The sequence below is a fragment of the Vibrio ponticus genome, assembly GCF_009938225.1.
Taxonomy (GTDB): Bacteria; Pseudomonadota; Gammaproteobacteria; order Enterobacterales; family Vibrionaceae; genus Vibrio; species Vibrio ponticus.
In genome coordinates this window covers 1065586-1083022 of record NZ_AP019657.1, presented here as the reverse complement: position 1 = coordinate 1083022, position 17437 = coordinate 1065586, and the positions used below count along the sequence as shown (strand labels likewise).

Here is a 17437-nt window from a genome sequence, read left to right as displayed (position 1 = left end):
CTATACCCTTGTGAACACTATGAATACATTAGAAAAAATACAGAAAAATCTAGAGAATTTCAGTAAGTCTGAACGCAAGGTCGCGGAAGTGATTATGGCGTCGCCTCAGACTGCTATTCACTCTAGCATTGCAACATTAGCTAAAATGGCTGATGTCAGTGAGCCTACCGTTAACCGTTTTTGTCGCCGCTTAGACACTAAAGGCTTCCCTGATTTTAAATTACACTTGGCACAGAGCCTCGCAAACGGCACACCTTATGTGAACCGTAATGTCGAAGAGGACGATGGTCCTGACGCTTACAGCCACAAGATTTTTGAATCAACCATGGCATGCTTGGACGTAGCAAAAAATAGCTTAGATCCTATGCAAGTAAACCGTGCGGTTGATTTACTTACTCAAGCTAAACGAATTTCATTTTTTGGTTTGGGCGCGTCGTCAGCAGTTGCGAAAGACGCACAAAACAAGTTTATTCGATTCAATATTCCAATTACTTGTTTTGAAGATATCGTGATGCAACGTATGAGCTGCATCAACTGTACCGACAACGATGTTATCGTGCTGATTTCTCATACCGGTCGTACTAAGAGCCAAGTTGAAATCGCTAACCTAGCGCGTGAGAACGGCGCTACCGTTATCGCAATTACAGCCAAAGACTCACCACTAGATAAAGCAAGCTCGCTGACTATCTCCTTGGACGTACCAGAAGACACGGATGTGTACATGCCAATGGCTAGTCGTGTAGTACAGATGACGGTAATTGATGTTCTGGCAACCGGCTTTACGCTACGCCGTGGCACAGGTTTCCGTGAAAACCTACGTCGCGTGAAAGACGCACTAAAAGATTCTCGCTACGACAAGCTTTCACACTTCTAAACAGACGTTTGAAGCAACCCCATTAAAAAAGAGGCTTAACGCCTCTTTTTATTTGCCAGTTCAACCGTGCTGAACTGTTACGTTTGTTCGAATAATGACGCCCCACCGGTACCGGATTGTTCAATAACTGCAACTTCGCTCTGGTTATCAAAACTCGGCTCTTTTTCACAACTCCCATTACATTGGCATACCTGCTGCAAAATGTGCATCAAACGATCTTGAGTTAACGGCAGTGGGTTACCTTTGATTGCCACCGATTTAAGCGCATCATCAGCGACCTGCTCAAAAGAGGTTTGGCAAACCCCAAACTCGTTTAAGTTAGGCAGTTGAAGCTTTTCAAGCATCATATTGACCCACAATACCGCATCATCACGACAGGCGTTGGTTCGCCCAGTCAAGATGTGCGCCATCTTTCGATAACGCGCTAACACATCCGCCCTACCCGCCTGTTCCGCTGCACGTATATTCTCCTGCATAACAAAGGGCGCTAAACGAGCGGTAATCACACTATGAGGAGCCGCCAGCTTACCGCCTAGAGCGGATGCCAAACCATGCGCCGCCCCCAATTTAGCATTGGTAATCGCCATTCCACCCAGCATTGCAGCAAACGAGAGATCGCCGCGTGCAACAAAGTTATCTTCCAAGCAGCCAGCTAACACGGAATCACTCAACCTTCTTAACCCCTCTTCACAGATCATATCGGTGATGGGGTTTGGCTCACCACAAACATAGGCCTCCATTAGGTGCGTAAACGCATCCATCGCCCCCCGCCCTGATGTATATGCGTCAGTACCATAAGTGAGTGTAGGATCGACAATCGCCACATCGGCCAACATCTCCGGACTACGCAAACTGACTTTGACTCGATCTTGCCCTGAACGCAAAACGGCATTCTTGGTCACTTCGGAGCCAGTACTCGCCGTCGTAGGTATAGCAATAAATGGGATGGGTTTGGTTTTAAGAGGAACATTGCGCCCAACCACTTCAACGTAATCATAGACGTCACCTTGGTTGGGTATAATGGCGGCAAGCGCTTTACCCATATCAATCACACTACCTCCACCGATAGCAATGACCATATCAGGCTTAAACTTGCGCCCACTTAATGCGGTTTCTTCCACCATAGTGATATTGGGCTCACCCGATATCGCCACGTGTTGATAACGCATGCCTTGCATTTTTATATACTGAATAATTGGCGACGCGCGTTGTGTGTTCTTCCCTGACACCAACAAAACACTATAGCCAAACTGATTTATAACCGAGAGAGAGGATTGCAGCGCACCTTCACCGAAAATAATGCGCGTGGAGGTCATAAACTGGAACATACCAAATAGACTCCTTAGGCTAAATATTGAGCTAAATCTAGCTTGCCTCGTGGCGTAAAAAATTAATTTGACCTACAGCACCTTGTTGCAATTAACCATGTAATAAATATGGTTTTCGCGATTCTGGTCGCTAGTTTTGTTCAAAATTATAGCGATAGATTTTCCCTATTGAATCAAGAGGTAATTGCCGCTTTATTTTCTTTTAGCTTTGCGGCATAGTGACTACATCAAAATAAAGGAGAAAGATTCTATGTTCGTAGTTATTTTCGGTCGCCCAGCATGTCCATACTGTGTTCGCGCTAAAGAGCACGCTGAAACTCTTAAAGCAAAACGTGACGACTTCAACTACCGCTATGTTGACATTCAAGCAGAGGGCATCTCAAAAGCTGACCTAGAGAAAACTGTAGGTAAGCCAGTTGAGACAGTTCCACAGATCTTCATCGATCAAACTCACATCGGTGGCTGTGACGACTTCGAAGCATACGCGAAAGAGAACCTAGGTCTATTTGACTAATCGTTCCAATTCGAATTGGTAAGAAAACCGCTGCTTGTCAGCGGTTTTTTCATATCTACCAATTAATTAGCCATCACGAAGAAATTATTTTTCTACTGATAAAAATAATAGTACTTTCTGCTTAAGTTTTTTTATTAATCAGTTACAATTTGCAAAACTTATCCCAATGCTCAAACTTCTGGGTATTGGCTGGCATTGATACAAGAACTGCCCTGTGAATATTGACGTCGTACTCTTGCTCAAACAAAACCCAATTCTGCTCATCTTCGTGGTGTTAGCGATAGGTCTCGCTATCGGTAAAATTCGCTTTGGTAACCTACAATTAGGAAACTCAATTGGCGTACTCATCACCTCACTCATTATGGGTCACCTCGGCTTCTTCTTTAGCCCAGATGCATTAACCATCGGCTTTATGCTGTTTATCTATTGTGTTGGTATCGAAGCGGGTCCGAACTTCTTTGGTATCTTCTTTCGAGATGGTAAACACTACTTTATCTTAGCCTCAATCGTGCTAGGCACTGCCCTGCTAATCACCCACTTTAGTAGTGAAATGTTTGGTCTCGATTTCGGGCTTGCCGCCGGTATGATGGCAGGCGCGCTCACCTCCACTCCTGTGCTGGTAGGTGCGCAAGACGCACTTAATTCTGGACTCGCTGAAGTTCCACGTAACATGGACTTTGGTCTCGTATTGGAAAACCTGTCCGTTGGTTACGCAATGGCGTATCTGATTGGTTTAATCAGTATGATCATGTTCGCCAAGTTGCTACCAAATCTGCAAAAAGAAAACCTGTCAGATTCTGCTCAGCAAATCGCTCAAGAACGTGGCTTAGGCGGTTCTAGCCAGCGTAAAGTTTATCTGCCGATTATCCGCGCCTACCGAGTGGGTCCTGAACTGATTGATTGGACTGATGGTAAAAACCTGCGCGAGCTGGGTATCTACCGTCAAACCGGTTGTTATATTGAACGAATTCGTCGCGGGGGCATTTTGGCGCATCCCGATGGTGATGCTATCTTGCAAGAAGGCGATGAAATCGCACTGGTTGGCTTCCCTGATAGCCATGCACGATTGGATCCAAGTTTCCGTAACGGCAAAGAAGTATTCGACCGCAACCTACTTGATTTGCGCATTGTCGAAGAAGAAATCGTGGTAAAAAGCGACGCCATTGCAGGAAAACGCCTATCAGACCTCAACCTCTCTGAGTATGGTTGTTTCCTTAACCGCGTTGTACGCGCGCAAATCGAAATGCCGATGGATCTGGATATTGTGTTGGCTAAAGGTGATGTGCTGCAAGTGAGTGGTGAGAAAAGTCGAGTCCACGGTCTTGCGGAGAAAATCGGTTTTATCTCAGTACATAGCCAAATGGCCGACTTATTGGCATTCTGTAGCTTCTTTATTCTCGGTATTCTGTTTGGTTTGATTACCATGACCTTTGGTCAAGTATCGTTTGGTCTTGGTAACGCAGTTGGTCTACTACTCTCAGGAATTACCTTAGGCTTCTTACGCGCGAATCACCCAACCTTCGGTTACGTTCCGCAAGGCGCACTCAATATGGTCAAAGACTTAGGTTTGATGATCTTTATGGTCGGCATCGGTTTAAGTGCGGGGGGTAAGATGTTCGAACATCTTGCACAAGTCGGTCCTCAGGTCATCGGTTTGGCGTTTATTGTTAGTGTGGTGCCCGTCGCACTCGCATACCTATTTGGCGCATACGTTTTGAAGATGAACCGAGCACTACTATTTGGTGCGATCATCGGTGCCCGTACTTGTGGTCCGGCAATGGACATCGTTAACGACTACGCGAAATCGACCATCCCTGCTCTCGGTTACGCGGGTACCTATGCGATTGCCAATATCTTAATGACGCTTGGCGGTACGGTACTGATTATTTTAAGCTAGTCCCAAAAAACAGGCTCAGCAAAATAGTCACCCTAACACCAAAACTCCCCACGCAAAAACGTGGGGAGTTTTGTTATGTGCTTAATTTAAGCTTTAAGCAAATTCTTTACGTAACTTCTTCGCCGCTGAAACCATGTTCGCAAGTGACGCTTCTGTCTCCGCCCAGTTACGTGTTTTCAAGCCACAATCTGGATTGACCCATAAACGCTCTGCCGGAATTTTCTTCGCTGCGGTATTAATTAACCCTTCAATCCATTCCTCAGTTGGAATGTTTGGTGAGTGAATATCATAAACACCCGGACCAATCTCATTGGGGTAATTAAACTCTTCAAATGCTTTGAGTAGCTCCATGTTTGAACGGGATGTTTCAATAGTAATCACGTCTGCATCTAATGCCGCAACCGATTCAATGATTTCATTGAACTCTGAGTAACACATATGAGTGTGGATCTGAGTCTCTGGTTTGGCACTTGCTGCTGAGATCTTAAACGCGTCTACAGCCCACTCTAGGTATGCTTTGTGGTCACGCTTTTTCAAAGGCAGACCTTCACGAATCGCCGGTTCATCGATTTGAATAATGTTGATCCCTGCATCTTGCAGATCCGAAACTTCATCACGCAATGCCAAAGCAAGCTGATTGGCGATCTCTTTACGAGAAATATCTTCACGGGGGAACGTCCAACATAAAATCGTTACTGGACCAGTAAGCATACCTTTCATCTGCTTAGTCGTGAGCGATTGCGCGTAGGTCGACCACCCCACAGTCATTGGTTTCTCGCGTTCTATATCTGCCACGACAATAGCCGGTTTCACACAGCGAGAACCATAGCTTTGCACCCAACCGAATTTGGTCGTTTGGAAGCCCGCCAAGTTCTCCGCAAAGTATTCCACCATATCGTTACGCTCTGCTTCCCCATGGACCAAAACATCGAGATCGAGTGCTTCTTGACGCTTAACCGCATCTTCAATGTGGCCTTTTAACGCCGTCTCGTATTCGGTTTCACTTAACTTACCCGTGCGATAAGCGCTGCGCTGTAAACGGATTTCACTGGTTTGCGGGAATGAGCCAATCGTCGTTGTTGGGAATAGTGGCAACCCTAGCACTTCGGCTTGATGTGCTGCACGTTGTTTATAAGGCGCGCTGCGCTCAGCTAATGCCTTAGTAATATTACTTAGACGCTGCTGCACTTGCGGCTTGTTAACGTGAGTGGCACTCTTGCGGGCCTGGATTGGCGCACTGTAAGTATCGCACGCTAAAATCGCATTCTGATCGCCATCGAGTGCTTTCCCCAGCAGTGCCACCTCTGTGACTTTCTGTTTGGCAAACGCAAACCAACTGCGAACTTCCTCACCTAATGCTGGCTCTAACTCTAGGTCGACAGGGCTATGCAGTAATGAACAAGAGCTCGCTACCCAAAGTTTATCGCCCAGCTTCTGTTTCACTGGTGCAAGTAATGCAAGTTGCTTAGACAGATCAGCACGCCATACATTACGACCATTAACGACACCAGCAGATAGCACCCAATCTTGCGGAATTTTTGCCACAATCGCATCTAACTGCTCTGGCGCTGCGGAAAGATCCACATGTAAGCCGTCCACATTCAGTTCGATAATTTTATCTAGGGTCTCTTCTACAGAATCAAAATAAGTAGTAAGCAGTACTTTTACGTCACTACGAATCACTTGATAAGCGAGCTTAAACGAATCTACCCAACGCTTTTCCAACTCCAGACCAAGAATCGGCTCATCGATTTGTACCCATTCGACGCCATGTTTGGCTAACTTAGCTAAAATGGCTTGGTAGGCGGTCAATAAACGAGGCAGCAATGTTAAACGGTCAAAACCTTCATCGACTTCTTTGCCTAAGTAAAGGTAACTCAAAGGCCCAAGTAACACAGGTTTCACCTGATGACCTGCTTTGGTCGCTTCATTCACTTCTTCAAACAATTGTGGCCAACTAACCTCAAAAGAATCATCTTTACTGAACTCAGGCACGATATAGTGATAGTTGGTGTTGAACCATTTCGTCATATCAGAAGCTGCGCTACCCGCACAACCACAGTTGGCTTGAGACTGACCACGCCCAACACGGAAAAGTGTATCGAGATCAGGAAAACCATTATTGTGACGCTTTGGCACATGACCCAGAAGAAGTGTCGTAGTTAACACATGGTCATACCAAGCGAAGTCGCCCGCGGTAACGAAACTTAAATTGGCATCGGCTTGAGTTTGCCAGTTTTTGCCACGAAGCTCCGCCCCGACTTGCTTGAGCTGTTTTTGATCAATTTCGCCACGCCAATATTTCTCTAAGGCGAATTTAAGTTCGCGTTTCTCGCCAATTCGCGGGTAACCAAGAATGTGAGTTGTTGTTGTCATTTTACCTAGTCCTTGTACTGAGTGATTGGGCTGGACTATTTAGGAAGTCCGGATGGCTAAACTATCTCGCTTCTCGGCATCATGAACAACGTCCAATTATTCAACTTGTTTATTAAAAAAATTCATGTTCCGCTCGCAATCCAACCAAAGCCATGAATTTATAAAGTAAATTTAGACGTCTAGACGTTTACATTACATGCAAGACACGTTAGGTTAATAACATTCAAGGATTGAATTGGGGGATGAAAGGAATTCATGATCGAGCTCAAGCATCTACGCACACTGACATCATTACGCGATACCGGTTCGCTAACGGCTACGGCCACCGCATTGCATTTAACGCAATCGGCTCTCTCTCATCAAATCAAAGATTTAGAGGCTCGCCTTGGCGGACAGCTTTTTTTGCGTAAAACCCGCCCGGTAAAGTTCACCTCAGAAGGCGAAATTTTGCTGCGTGTTGCGGACGATATTCTGCCACGCCTTGCCAAAGCCGAAAATGAATTGGCGAGTCTAAAAGAAGACGTCAACGGTCGACTGCATATGGCAATAGAGTGCCACTCCTGCTTTCAGTGGCTAATGCCTGCACTCAAGGAATACCAAGTAACTTGGCCAAGCGTCACGCTAGACTTTTCATCCGGTTTTGGATTTGAGCCACTTCCAGCATTAATGAGCGGTGAATTGGATTTAGTGATCACCTCCGATATTCAAGCCCGATCGGAAGTGCATTTTGAACCTTTGTTTGATTTTGAGATGCGCTTGATCACTTCAGTCAATCACCCACTCGCCAGTCAAACGCTGATTCAACCGCAAGATCTCGCCGATCAAACTATGATTTCCTATCCAGTACAAAAACAGCGATTGGATGTAGTGAAGCATTTCTTGCAGCCAGCGGGAATAGAGCCGGCGAAATGGAAACAGTGTGACAACACCTTAATGCTGGTGCAGATGGTCTCTGCTGGTCTGGGAGTTGCAGCGCTACCAAACTGGGCGATCAGCGAGTTTTCTCGTCAAGGATTGATTACCAGTATCCCTTTGGCTGAAGGACTATGGCGACGCTTGTTTGCGGCAACACGTAATTCAGACAAAGATAAACGCTATCTGCAGGCTTTCTTTACAACCGCCAAGCAACAATGTAAGAGCCACTTGGACGGTATCAAGCTCGCATAAACAAAAAAGCCCCATCGTTAGTTCGATGAGGCTTTAAAATCTTTAAACGCTTAACGTTGATAAGCTTTAAATTGATTGGTCAATGGATCGTATTGGTAACCAAGTACATCGAGTTTGCCGACCACTTGCTCCACATCCATTTCATACATGCTTACCAACTCTTCAAAGCTGTCGCACTCGAGACGTAATTTCTCATTGACGATGCCCAGTAGAATGATGCTATCTAGGCTACGAACATTGCTCAGATCCATATCTCCACTCCCAATTTAAATGGCTTACTACAAGCCTAGCTCTCATTGAGTAAATTAACAGTGAAGAAGATCCAATTAGTGACTTAAAACGACCAGAGGTTAACCAAAGATTGGCTGACCTGCTAGCGTTGCTGCAACCAGTGCCAACAAGCCTAAGCCCAACTGTACTTTGTTTGCTGCTTTACCGCTAAACAGATGCCAACACCAAATCACCACACCAGTGATCATTAATGCAAATGCAGTCAGCAACGGTGTCACTAATGTTTCTAATTGTGCTTCAGGCAAATCATAAACGTGCAGCAGTACCGTCAAGCTAGTTAGCATCGCTGCAACCACGCCTGTAACCGGTAAAATACGGTGGAACGCTTGTAATCGCGAGCGTGCAATCACAAGCAGAAGCTGAGCAAAACAAGCGCCAAGTAAGAAGATTTGCATAAACACGTTTGCACCTGCAGCAAAGCTGCTTTGCTCACCCATCATGATAGCAACGTAAGCAATCGCAAGACCATTGGCTAGATACATCACCCATAGCGGACCTTGTTCGCGTGTCTTCTTGGTCTGGACTTGTGAGAAGAAATACATCAGCGCCGCAGAAACCATGAACGCTTGAATCTTAAGTGAAGCAACCGCCAGCCACATGACCGCCAATGTTGGCAACATTTTGTGCACACGACCACGTTGCCCTGGGCAAATTTCACCCTTAACCAATACTAGAGTCAAAATAAACTGCGCACCCAACAACATAGGTGCAAACGTTGCTAATAAATTTTGGATCATAATGATGTTACTAACGGAAAAATGAATTGCACCGGATGATACCAAACTGACGGGTTTTCGCTATCTTAATCACCGATTAAACTCTGGCTGAAGTGTAAAAACATTCTGCAAGTCAATATGGGTGTAACCCTTGTGTTTATAAGGGTTTGATGTAATTTCCCTCTATTGACAGAATGGCAAAATAACCGCTCTCCGACTATAGATAGATAACAGATAAGCCGCTATAATTCGCGCTCACTGGATCTAAGAGCAAAATATGTACAACGATATCACCCCTATTCATGAGCATAAAAAGTACTGGGCAGAATGCTTTGGTACTGCGCCTTTTTTACCGACTAGCCGTAAGGAAATGGATGCCCTCGGATGGGACAGTTGTGACATCATCATCGTCACTGGTGATGCTTACGTCGATCACCCTAGTTTTGGTATGGCGATCATCGGTCGTCTACTTGAATCTCAAGGTTTCCGCGTGGGTATTATTGCTCAGCCAGACTGGAACAACAAAGACGCCTTCATGACGCTAGGTAAACCAAATCTATTTTTTGGTATTACCGCCGGCAACATGGACTCTATGATCAACCGTTACACGGCGGATCGTAAACTGCGTCATGATGATGCCTACACGCCAAACAACGAAGGCGGCAAACGCCCAGATCGCGCAACACTCGTTTACTCACAACGCTGTCGTGAAGCCTACAAAGGCATACCAATCGTACTTGGTGGCATTGAAGCAAGCTTACGTCGTCTTGCACACTACGACTACTGGTCAGACAAAGTTCGTCGCTCAGTACTGTTTGATGCCAAGGCAGATATTCTGCTATTTGGTAACGCAGAGCGTGCGCTGGTTGAACTGGCTCATCGCTTGTCTGAAGGCGAAGATATTTCGACTCTCACCAATATTCGTGGTACCGCAGTAAACCTTGCCACTGCGCCAGAGGGTTACAACGTTATTGATTCATCTCGCATTGAAAAACCACGTAAAGAAGCGTTTGTTCCGCCAAACCCTTACGCGGTTGAAGAGCAGTGCGAAACAAAAACAGAAGAGAAAGCGGAAGCGCAACCAATTACGATTCGCCCTTCTCGCCACGATGCAGCAACCACTGCGGTACGTTTACCTCCGTTCGAGAAGCTAAACAATGACCGTATCCTGTATGCACACGCAAGCCGTATCATGCACCTTGAGACTAACCCATACTCAGGTCGTGCACTGATCCAACGCCATGGAGATCGCGAACTTTGGATCAACCAACCACCTATCCCACTTACAACGGAAGAGATGGACTTTGTGTTTGGTTTACCTTTTGCTCGTGTACCTCACCCTGGTTATGGCAAAGCAAAGATCCCTGCGTACGACATGATCAAAACTTCAGTCAACATCATGCGTGGCTGTTTTGGCGGCTGTTCTTTCTGTTCAATTACCGAGCACGAAGGTCGCATCATTCAAAACCGTTCGCAAGAGTCAATCTTGAACGAATTGGAAGAGATCCGCGATAAAGTACCAGGCTTTACGGGCACTATTTCTGACCTTGGTGGTCCTACTGCGAACATGTACCGCCTAGGTTGTAGCGATCCGAAGGCAGAGGCAAACTGCCGTCGTCCTTCGTGTGTTTTCCCTGGCATCTGTAACAAACTGAACACCGATCATAAGCACACAATCGATCTCTATCGTGCGGCGCGCCAAGTCAAAGGCGTGAAAAAAGTGATGATCGCATCCGGCGTACGTTATGACCTTGCGATTGAATCACCAGAGTATGTGCGTGAGCTGGTTACCCACCACGTTGGCGGTTACTTGAAGATTGCACCTGAGCATACTGAAAAAGGCCCATTGGATCTGATGATGAAACCAGGCATGGGTACCTACGATCGCTTTAAAGAGATGTTCGAGAAGTACAGTGCTGAAGCGGGTAAAAAACAGTACCTAATTCCATACTTTATTTCAGCGCACCCTGGCACTGAAGATGAAGATATGTTGAACCTCGCGCTATGGCTTAAAAAGAACAACTTCGAATGTGACCAAGTACAAAACTTCTACCCATCACCGATGTGTAATGCGACGTCAATGTACTATTCAGAGACTAACCCGCTTAAACGCGTGAAGTACAAACAGCGTGAAGTGGTTCCAGTGGCTAAAGGTGAACGCCAACGTCGTTTGCACAAAGCACTGCTGCGTTACCACGATCCTGCTAACTGGCCAATGATTCGTGAAGCACTGATCGAAATGGGTAAAAAGCATCTGATTGGTGATAAGCCGAACTGTTTAGTACCCTCTGAAGATCAGGATGTACTAACACCGGCTGAACGTCGAAAGTCGGGTCGTCATGGTTCACAACGTTTCGCAACTAAACATACCAAGAATCAACCTGGTTTTGGTAATCAAAACCATAGTAATCGTGGTGATAGCGGCAGACGCGGTGAAAATGGTAAACGTGGCGAGAATGGCAACCGTCAAGGTGGTCAAGCGCCAGCAAAAGGTGGATTTATTAAGCCGGGAGCGAAGAAACCTGGCGCAAATAAATCACAACCACGCGGTAATGAACAGTCTTCTCAAGGTAGCAATAAAGGTGGTGCCAATAATTCGCGTAACCAACAAGGTAATCGTGCGAATCCACAAGGCAACCGTAAACCTAAACGCCGTTAATCGCCGCTAGTATAAATAGAAAAGGCTGAGTCAAACTCAGCCTTTTCTGTGTCAAATCCATGTTCAAATCCCAACAATCATGTGGCATACCACATCAGCACCTGTTACTTAAATGTTGATAAGTCGTACAGATTATATCCCATTCCTTCCAAAGCCACGCTATTAAAATCGTCGATTAACCGATTATCCTTTGAGAGAATATTCTCACAGAGGCGACATTATTTTATTGACCCTACCGCAAACCTTGGTGACATCAGTTCAAGTTTAGTGCAATTTATAAACTAACAACTTAAAGTAATAAGTTTTCTTACATTTCAACTTAATCTCATGATTAATACTATGATCGACTCCTGTTAATCATAGTGCAACATAATGTATACATATAAAGCATGATTTGTGTCATTTGTGTTTCAGCGCAAATTGATAAAGTGACCACTAATAAATACACAAATTAGAGTCAGTTTGTTATGAAATTAAGCAATCTAAAGATCAAGTATAAGCTCGCCTCGATTGTTACTTTATCTATTTTCCTTATCGTAATGGCGTGTTTATTTAACCTGTTGCAACAAAAAAACACCTCATTACAAGAGCGAAAAGATAAACTCAGCGCCCAAGTTGAAACCGCAATCAATCTAGCCCAACACTATTATCAGCAACGCGATACTCTAGGTAATGACATTGCCCAGCAAAAGGCGCTGCAAGCCATTCAAGCGCTACGCTACGATGGTAATAACTACTTCTGGATTTTAAACCAGCAACTACAAGTGGTCATGCACCCTTTAAAGCCAAACCTCAACGGTAAAAATGCTGACAACTTTAAAGACGGCGCAGGGAAATATCACTGGCGTGAAATGGTCACTATCTCAAAAACGCCAAGTCAAAAAGGCTTTTTGGATTACCAATGGAAAAGCCCGCAAGGTGAACTAAAAGATAAGATTTCCTATGTGCAATTACTGCCAGAATGGGGTTGGATTATTGGGTCTGGGATCTTGGTTGCTGACATTCAAGAAGCGTTTTATGACTTGGCGGTCAAAGAAGCCATTGTCGCCGTTGTATTGTCAGCGGTATTATTTGCTCTCGGTTACGCAATTTCCAACAACATCAATATTCCACTAAACAAGTTAATCGAGAACACCCAGCAAATTGCTCAAGGTAATCTGCGAGTGCGTATGAATATGTCGCGCAAAGATGAACTTGGAGCAATGAGCACTCAAATTGATGAAATGCTCGATAAATTGCAAGAAACACTGGCGACTGCCAATGATTCCGCTGCCCAATCCAGCAATATGGCAAGCAATATCGCTCAAGCGAGTGAGGAAGCTGCCACCAGCGTCAACTCGCAACATGCACAATTAGAGCTGCTTTCCACTGCGATGACAGAAATGAGCGCCACCATTTCTGATGTCGCCTCAAATGCTGAAAGTACTTCTGTCAGTACCAATAAGGTTACCGAGCATGCCCATCTTAACGATCAAGCCATGGCACATACCTCTGAGACCATCGCAGAAGTTTCACAAAATACTGGTACGGCTAATGACTTAATCAAAGAGCTGCAAGTTGGCGTGAATGAAATCAGCAACGTTGTCGATGTTATCCGTGATATTTCAGAGCAAACCAACTTACTAGCACTTAACGCAGCGATTGAAGCAGCACGAGCTGGCGAACAAGGACGTGGGTTTGCAGTGGTCGCCGAAGAAGTACGTAACCTTGCCAGCCGCACCCAAAAATCCACCGACGAAGTACAGCAGACAATTGAAAAACTCACTGAGCAAGCAGGCAAGACCGTGAATGCGATGGAAAGCAGCCATGAGAAAGTGACTCAAAGTGTTCAGGCATCAGAAGACACACGCGAAAAGCTGAATGTTATTGTCGAAGAAATGCAGAAAGCGAACGATATGGTGGCGCAAATTGCCGCCGCGTCCGAGCAGCAAAGTACCGTCGCAACAGAGATGAATCAAAACGTCGCCAGCGTTCATTTATCAGCGAACGAAATCCTTCAAGCATCACAATCTCTGGCAACCGATAGCCAAGAAATGGCAATGACAGCAGAACAATTAAGTTCGCAACTTAAATACTTTAAAGTTTAAATGCCCTGCCCTTAAAATCACAAAGCCCCAAGCTATTGAGACTTGGGGCTTTCATCATCTCTTTGACAAGCCGACTATTTAAGCGCTTTTTTCATTTGTAAACCAAGGAAGATAAAGCTGATGCCTTCAAACAACAGAGAAATGCCGACAAAGGTACCTAGTAGCGACAGAGAGAACGCTGGATCATCAAGTAACGTAAAGAAGTAGCCACCGATAAGAAGTGAAATTAAGCCACTGATAATGATCCAACCACTACCTGGTAAAGCACGGCTGCGCAGACCAAAAATCATACGTGTTGCACCGTTAAACATCATTACAACCACCATCAACATGGTCATGGTAATCAATCCGGCAAAAGGCTTAAACAGAATAAACAAGCCGCCAACGATGTAAAGCACAGCGCTGAGTACATACCAGAGCTTGTCTTTCCAAGCTTGAATACTGAATGTGTGGTACGCCTGAACAAGACCGCTAAATAAAAATAGCCCACCAACAATAGTTGTAATAGTAACGCCTGCCGCTACCGGAAGGCTCAGAGCGCCAAACCCTGCTAGAGCCACTAAAACACCTACGATGGTGAACCATTTCCAACCTTTAGAAAGTAAAGTTTGCGCCGCTGCTTGAGGGGAATCTTGTTGAATATTACTCATGGTGAATTCCTATTATTTTTATTTGTCTATAAGCACAATCACTTAGCGACTATAAACCCAATTTACGCTTATAAATCTGCCTCGCAACCATCTATAGCAAAAGCAAATATTTCATTATTAATGCTTGTGTTCGGTCAATAACGCCAAGACAAACATCACTAATTCGCTCACCTAAGTGTAGTCAAACCTCATGCTACACAGACAAAAAAGCCGGCAAAAGCCGGCTCTAAAAATCAATAAGTGTTCATCAATACGATTAAGCGTTAGCTGCTTCAAATTCACGCATGAATTCAACCAAAGCTTGTACACCTTCCAATGGCATCGCATTATAAATAGAAGCACGCATACCACCTACGGCGCGGTGACCTTTTAGCGCAACCAAACCTCGCGCTTTCGCCTGCTCTAAGAACAACTCGTCCAACTCAGGTTTCGCCAATTGGAATGGAACGTTCATACGTGAACGATTGTTGCTGTGGATGTTATTGCGGTAGAAATCTGAAGTATCAATGTAGTTGTATAACAACGCCGCTTTTTCACGGTTCACTTGTTCCACTGCCGCAACACCACCCTGCTCTTTTAGCCACTTAAACACTAGACCAGATAGGTACCAAGCAAATGTTGGCGGTGTATTAAACATCGAATCTTTTTCTGCCAAAATCTTGTAGTTTAAGAAGCTCGGTAGAATATCACTCGCGAAATCCAATAGGTCATCACGCACAATAACGATACATAGACCTGAAGGACCAATGTTCTTCTGCGCACCTGCGTAGATCACACCATATTTAGACACATCAATTTGACGAGAAAGAATGTTCGAAGACATATCGGCAACGATTGGCTTATCCGTTTGCGGGAGATCGTCAATCTCAACACCGTCGATGGTTTCATTTGGACAAAAGTGCACAAACGCCGCATCAGAAACGATTTTCCACTCGCTCGCAGGTGTTACCGCAACTTTACCATCGATTTCCGTTTTCGCGTTGAAAACGTCTACTTCACAATATTTTTGTGCTTCGTCAATAGCACTCTCTGCCCAGTAGCCAGCATCGACATATGTCGCTTTGCTGTTTGAGCCAAGAAGGTTCATTGGAACCGCAGCAAATTGAGCGCGCGCACCACCATGGCAGAATAGAACTTTATAGTTATCTGGGATGGATAGCAGATCGCGTAAATCTTGTTCTGCTTCTGTTGCGACTTGAATAAATTCTTTACCGCGGTGACTCACTTCCATCACCGAGGTTCCTAATCCATTCCAGTTAATCAATTCCGACTGGGCTTGCTCCATTACCGCTTTCGGTAAAGCCGCTGGGCCGGCACTAAAGTTAAAAACGTTATCCACGGTTTCTTTCCTTGCTCATGCTTTATATAAGACTGGTATCATTAATAACACTTTTTGCCACATAGAAAAAGCGACAAAAGAGGTCTTAAGACCTCTTTTGTTTGGATAGTGTAAATTTGTTTATACTGAGTAAGCGCTAAGCTACATCATCAAAGGAAGTAAAAGACTCATTAGCGGCACTTTTTGTCCATTTTCAAAGACAATATTCCCTTCCTTAATTTCCGCTTTTACTTGGTAGCCTTTGTCGGTCTGCTTAACAAATTCCATAATCAAACCTTCATCGATAGTTTGTCTGATTGATGGGTATTGCTCGACCAACGCATTTGAAACAAACGAATCAAAGTGCCCTTGCAGCGCAGGCATCACTTTCATTGGGTCTTGAGATACGTTATCAGTCCCTTCTGGCACCACAAGTTTCCACTGCGACGTAAACTCACCTTCACCGATATTCATCGCGATCTTGTCGCTGGCTAAATAAAATCCTTTCGCAAACAGGCTATCTACATAAGGCAACATCTGTTGAATATCTTGTGCAGTCAATACTGGGGAGTTTTGGTATAGAGTAACCAATTGTTCAAATGCCACTGCATCCAAATCACCAAAAGAGAAATCCACCTCTAAATTATCGAGACTCTCTTGGTCGACACTGATTTCGCTCACGCTAACGCCATGCTTGCTCGCCACACGCTGGGTGGTCTCTGCATACTCTGCTGCGTAGTGGTATTGACCATTTTTCAGGCTAAACATTGAATTTTTCTGTGCGTCACTCACTGACACTTGACCAATGTTCATTTCCTGATCACCAATCCAGAAGCTATTAACTTTCTTGCCCGAACCCTGACCCGAAACGTTCTCAACCATCAGTTTCTCACCAGTATTAAAGTCCACCTCGATAGAAGGGACATCAAGTTGGTAATCGACTTGACCAAGTACCGTTGCGTGACCTTTTAGCGTTGATGGCGTGATCAACATCATCGCACCTTCGTCGCCTTCGGTGGTTTGACGCCAAGTATCCAGTTTAAACTCGAAATCCGTGTTGCCATTAAGTTGAGTCACTGTATGCAGCGTTAACGGCATTTCTGGCCAATTTTCTAATACCGAATCTGCCGTCAGGCTAATTAATCCATGACTTAATTCACTATTCACCAAAATTTCTGCCGGTACGCCATCCGCAGCCAACTGCGCGGCAATAATCGGATCAGTAACTTGATAGCGCGTGGTTACAGTTGAAGATAAATAACCTCTGTCATAGCTAACAATTTCAGCTTTAAGCGAATCAGAATTTAGGTTCGCAACGCTATCTTGAATAACATTTTGACCAATTTGACCAACAGCCAAAGGCCAGCATAGTGCCAAAGATATCGCGCCACCAATCGCAGCATATTTTTTTAGTTGTTGCATCGAACTCATTTATCTCGTTATCGGTTTTCTAAAAAGTATAGCGGCTGTTTTACCATAAATTAGTAAAATAGCAGCACTATGATGTTTAAAGGATACACTAAAAAAGCTTGAGTTAAATCAGACTATTGGAAGTTTTCA

The 17437-nt window shown here is 44.8% G+C and carries 13 protein-coding genes; 6 read left to right on the top strand and 7 right to left on the bottom strand.

Features of this window, described 5'->3' with window-relative positions; translation table 11 throughout:
- Positions 1 to 19: 19 nt before the first annotated feature.
- Complete coding sequence (locus GZN30_RS04770) at positions 20 to 874, top strand: MurR/RpiR family transcriptional regulator (protein WP_075648870.1); 855 nt, start codon at positions 20 to 22, stop codon at positions 872 to 874.
- 77 nt (positions 875 to 951) lie between these two features.
- On the opposite strand, the gene GZN30_RS04765 is transcribed toward GZN30_RS04770, so the two are convergent.
- Positions 952 to 2202 carry an iron-containing alcohol dehydrogenase gene (locus GZN30_RS04765; protein WP_075648869.1) on the bottom strand — a complete coding sequence of 417 codons (1251 nt, stop codon included), beginning with the start codon at positions 2200 to 2202 and terminating at the stop codon, positions 952 to 954.
- A gap of 250 nt (positions 2203 to 2452) precedes the next feature.
- Between GZN30_RS04765 and GZN30_RS04760 the strand changes: the two genes are divergently transcribed.
- On the top strand, positions 2453 to 2716 hold the full coding sequence (locus tag GZN30_RS04760; protein WP_075648868.1) for a GrxA family glutaredoxin: 264 nt from the start codon (positions 2453 to 2455) through the stop codon (positions 2714 to 2716).
- Positions 2717 to 2930: 214 nt separating this feature from the next.
- A complete protein-coding gene (locus GZN30_RS04755) occupies positions 2931 to 4613 on the top strand; it encodes an aspartate:alanine antiporter (RefSeq protein WP_075648867.1) in 1683 nt (560 codons plus the stop codon).
- A gap of 93 nt (positions 4614 to 4706) precedes the next feature.
- Here the strand turns inward: GZN30_RS04755 and metE are convergent, their stop codons facing one another.
- On the bottom strand, positions 4707 to 6989 hold the full coding sequence (gene metE, locus GZN30_RS04750) for a 5-methyltetrahydropteroyltriglutamate--homocysteine S-methyltransferase (protein ID WP_075648866.1): 2283 nt from the start codon (positions 6987 to 6989) through the stop codon (positions 4707 to 4709).
- A gap of 255 nt (positions 6990 to 7244) precedes the next feature.
- Here metE and GZN30_RS04745 point away from each other — a divergent pair, with 255 nt between their 5' ends.
- Positions 7245 to 8156: a LysR substrate-binding domain-containing protein gene (locus GZN30_RS04745; RefSeq protein WP_075648865.1), complete on the top strand. Its 912-nt coding sequence runs from the start codon at positions 7245 to 7247 to the stop codon at positions 8154 to 8156.
- Positions 8157 to 8206: 50 nt separating this feature from the next.
- On the opposite strand, the gene GZN30_RS04740 is transcribed toward GZN30_RS04745, so the two are convergent.
- Entirely contained in the window at positions 8207 to 8407 is a 201-nt protein-coding gene (locus GZN30_RS04740; protein WP_075648864.1) for a DUF4250 domain-containing protein, read from the bottom strand.
- 99 nt (positions 8408 to 8506) lie between these two features.
- The gene (locus GZN30_RS04735; protein WP_075648863.1) at positions 8507 to 9184 is read right to left on the bottom strand and encodes a hypothetical protein; all 678 of its coding nucleotides are present in this window, start codon (positions 9182 to 9184) and stop codon (positions 8507 to 8509) included.
- Between the two features lie 256 nt (positions 9185 to 9440).
- Here GZN30_RS04735 and GZN30_RS04730 point away from each other — a divergent pair, with 256 nt between their 5' ends.
- Entirely contained in the window at positions 9441 to 11822 is a 2382-nt protein-coding gene (locus GZN30_RS04730) for a YgiQ family radical SAM protein (RefSeq protein ID WP_075648862.1), read from the top strand.
- A 467-nt stretch (positions 11823 to 12289) separates the two neighbouring features.
- Entirely contained in the window at positions 12290 to 13909 is a 1620-nt protein-coding gene (locus tag GZN30_RS04725) for a methyl-accepting chemotaxis protein (protein ID WP_075648861.1), read from the top strand.
- Positions 13910 to 13983: 74 nt separating this feature from the next.
- On the opposite strand, the gene GZN30_RS04720 is transcribed toward GZN30_RS04725, so the two are convergent.
- The 3 genes from GZN30_RS04720 to GZN30_RS04710 all read right to left on the bottom strand — a co-directional run bounded on the left by GZN30_RS04720 (position 13984) and on the right by GZN30_RS04710 (position 17308).
- A complete protein-coding gene (locus GZN30_RS04720) occupies positions 13984 to 14559 on the bottom strand; it encodes an HdeD family acid-resistance protein (protein WP_075648860.1) in 576 nt (191 codons plus the stop codon).
- 256 nt (positions 14560 to 14815) lie between these two features.
- Entirely contained in the window at positions 14816 to 15898 is a 1083-nt protein-coding gene (gene serC, locus GZN30_RS04715; protein WP_075648859.1) for a 3-phosphoserine/phosphohydroxythreonine transaminase, read from the bottom strand.
- Positions 15899 to 16039: 141 nt separating this feature from the next.
- Positions 16040 to 17308 carry a DUF945 family protein gene (locus GZN30_RS04710; protein ID WP_075648858.1) on the bottom strand — a complete coding sequence of 423 codons (1269 nt, stop codon included), beginning with the start codon at positions 17306 to 17308 and terminating at the stop codon, positions 16040 to 16042.
- Between the last annotated feature and the right edge of the window lie 129 nt (positions 17309 to 17437).

Excerpts from the sequence above, each read along its gene's own strand:
- GZN30_RS04770 (WP_075648870.1), top strand. The coding sequence starts at position 20 with ATGAATACATTAGAAAAAATACAGAAAAATCTAGAGAATTTCAGTAAG.
- GZN30_RS04765 (WP_075648869.1), bottom strand. The coding sequence starts at position 2,202 with ATGTTCCAGTTTATGACCTCCACGCGCATTATTTTCGGTGAAGGTGCG.
- GZN30_RS04760 (WP_075648868.1), top strand. The coding sequence starts at position 2,453 with ATGTTCGTAGTTATTTTCGGTCGCCCAGCATGTCCATACTGTGTTCGC.
- metE (WP_075648866.1), bottom strand. The coding sequence starts at position 6,989 with ATGACAACAACAACTCACATTCTTGGTTACCCGCGAATTGGCGAGAAA.
- GZN30_RS04745 (WP_075648865.1), top strand. The coding sequence starts at position 7,245 with ATGATCGAGCTCAAGCATCTACGCACACTGACATCATTACGCGATACC.
- GZN30_RS04740 (WP_075648864.1), bottom strand. The coding sequence starts at position 8,407 with ATGGATCTGAGCAATGTTCGTAGCCTAGATAGCATCATTCTACTGGGC.
- GZN30_RS04735 (WP_075648863.1), bottom strand. The coding sequence starts at position 9,184 with ATGATCCAAAATTTATTAGCAACGTTTGCACCTATGTTGTTGGGTGCG.
- GZN30_RS04730 (WP_075648862.1), top strand. The coding sequence starts at position 9,441 with ATGTACAACGATATCACCCCTATTCATGAGCATAAAAAGTACTGGGCA.
- GZN30_RS04725 (WP_075648861.1), top strand. The coding sequence starts at position 12,290 with ATGAAATTAAGCAATCTAAAGATCAAGTATAAGCTCGCCTCGATTGTT.
- GZN30_RS04720 (WP_075648860.1), bottom strand. The coding sequence starts at position 14,559 with ATGAGTAATATTCAACAAGATTCCCCTCAAGCAGCGGCGCAAACTTTA.
- GZN30_RS04710 (WP_075648858.1), bottom strand. The coding sequence starts at position 17,308 with ATGAGTTCGATGCAACAACTAAAAAAATATGCTGCGATTGGTGGCGCG.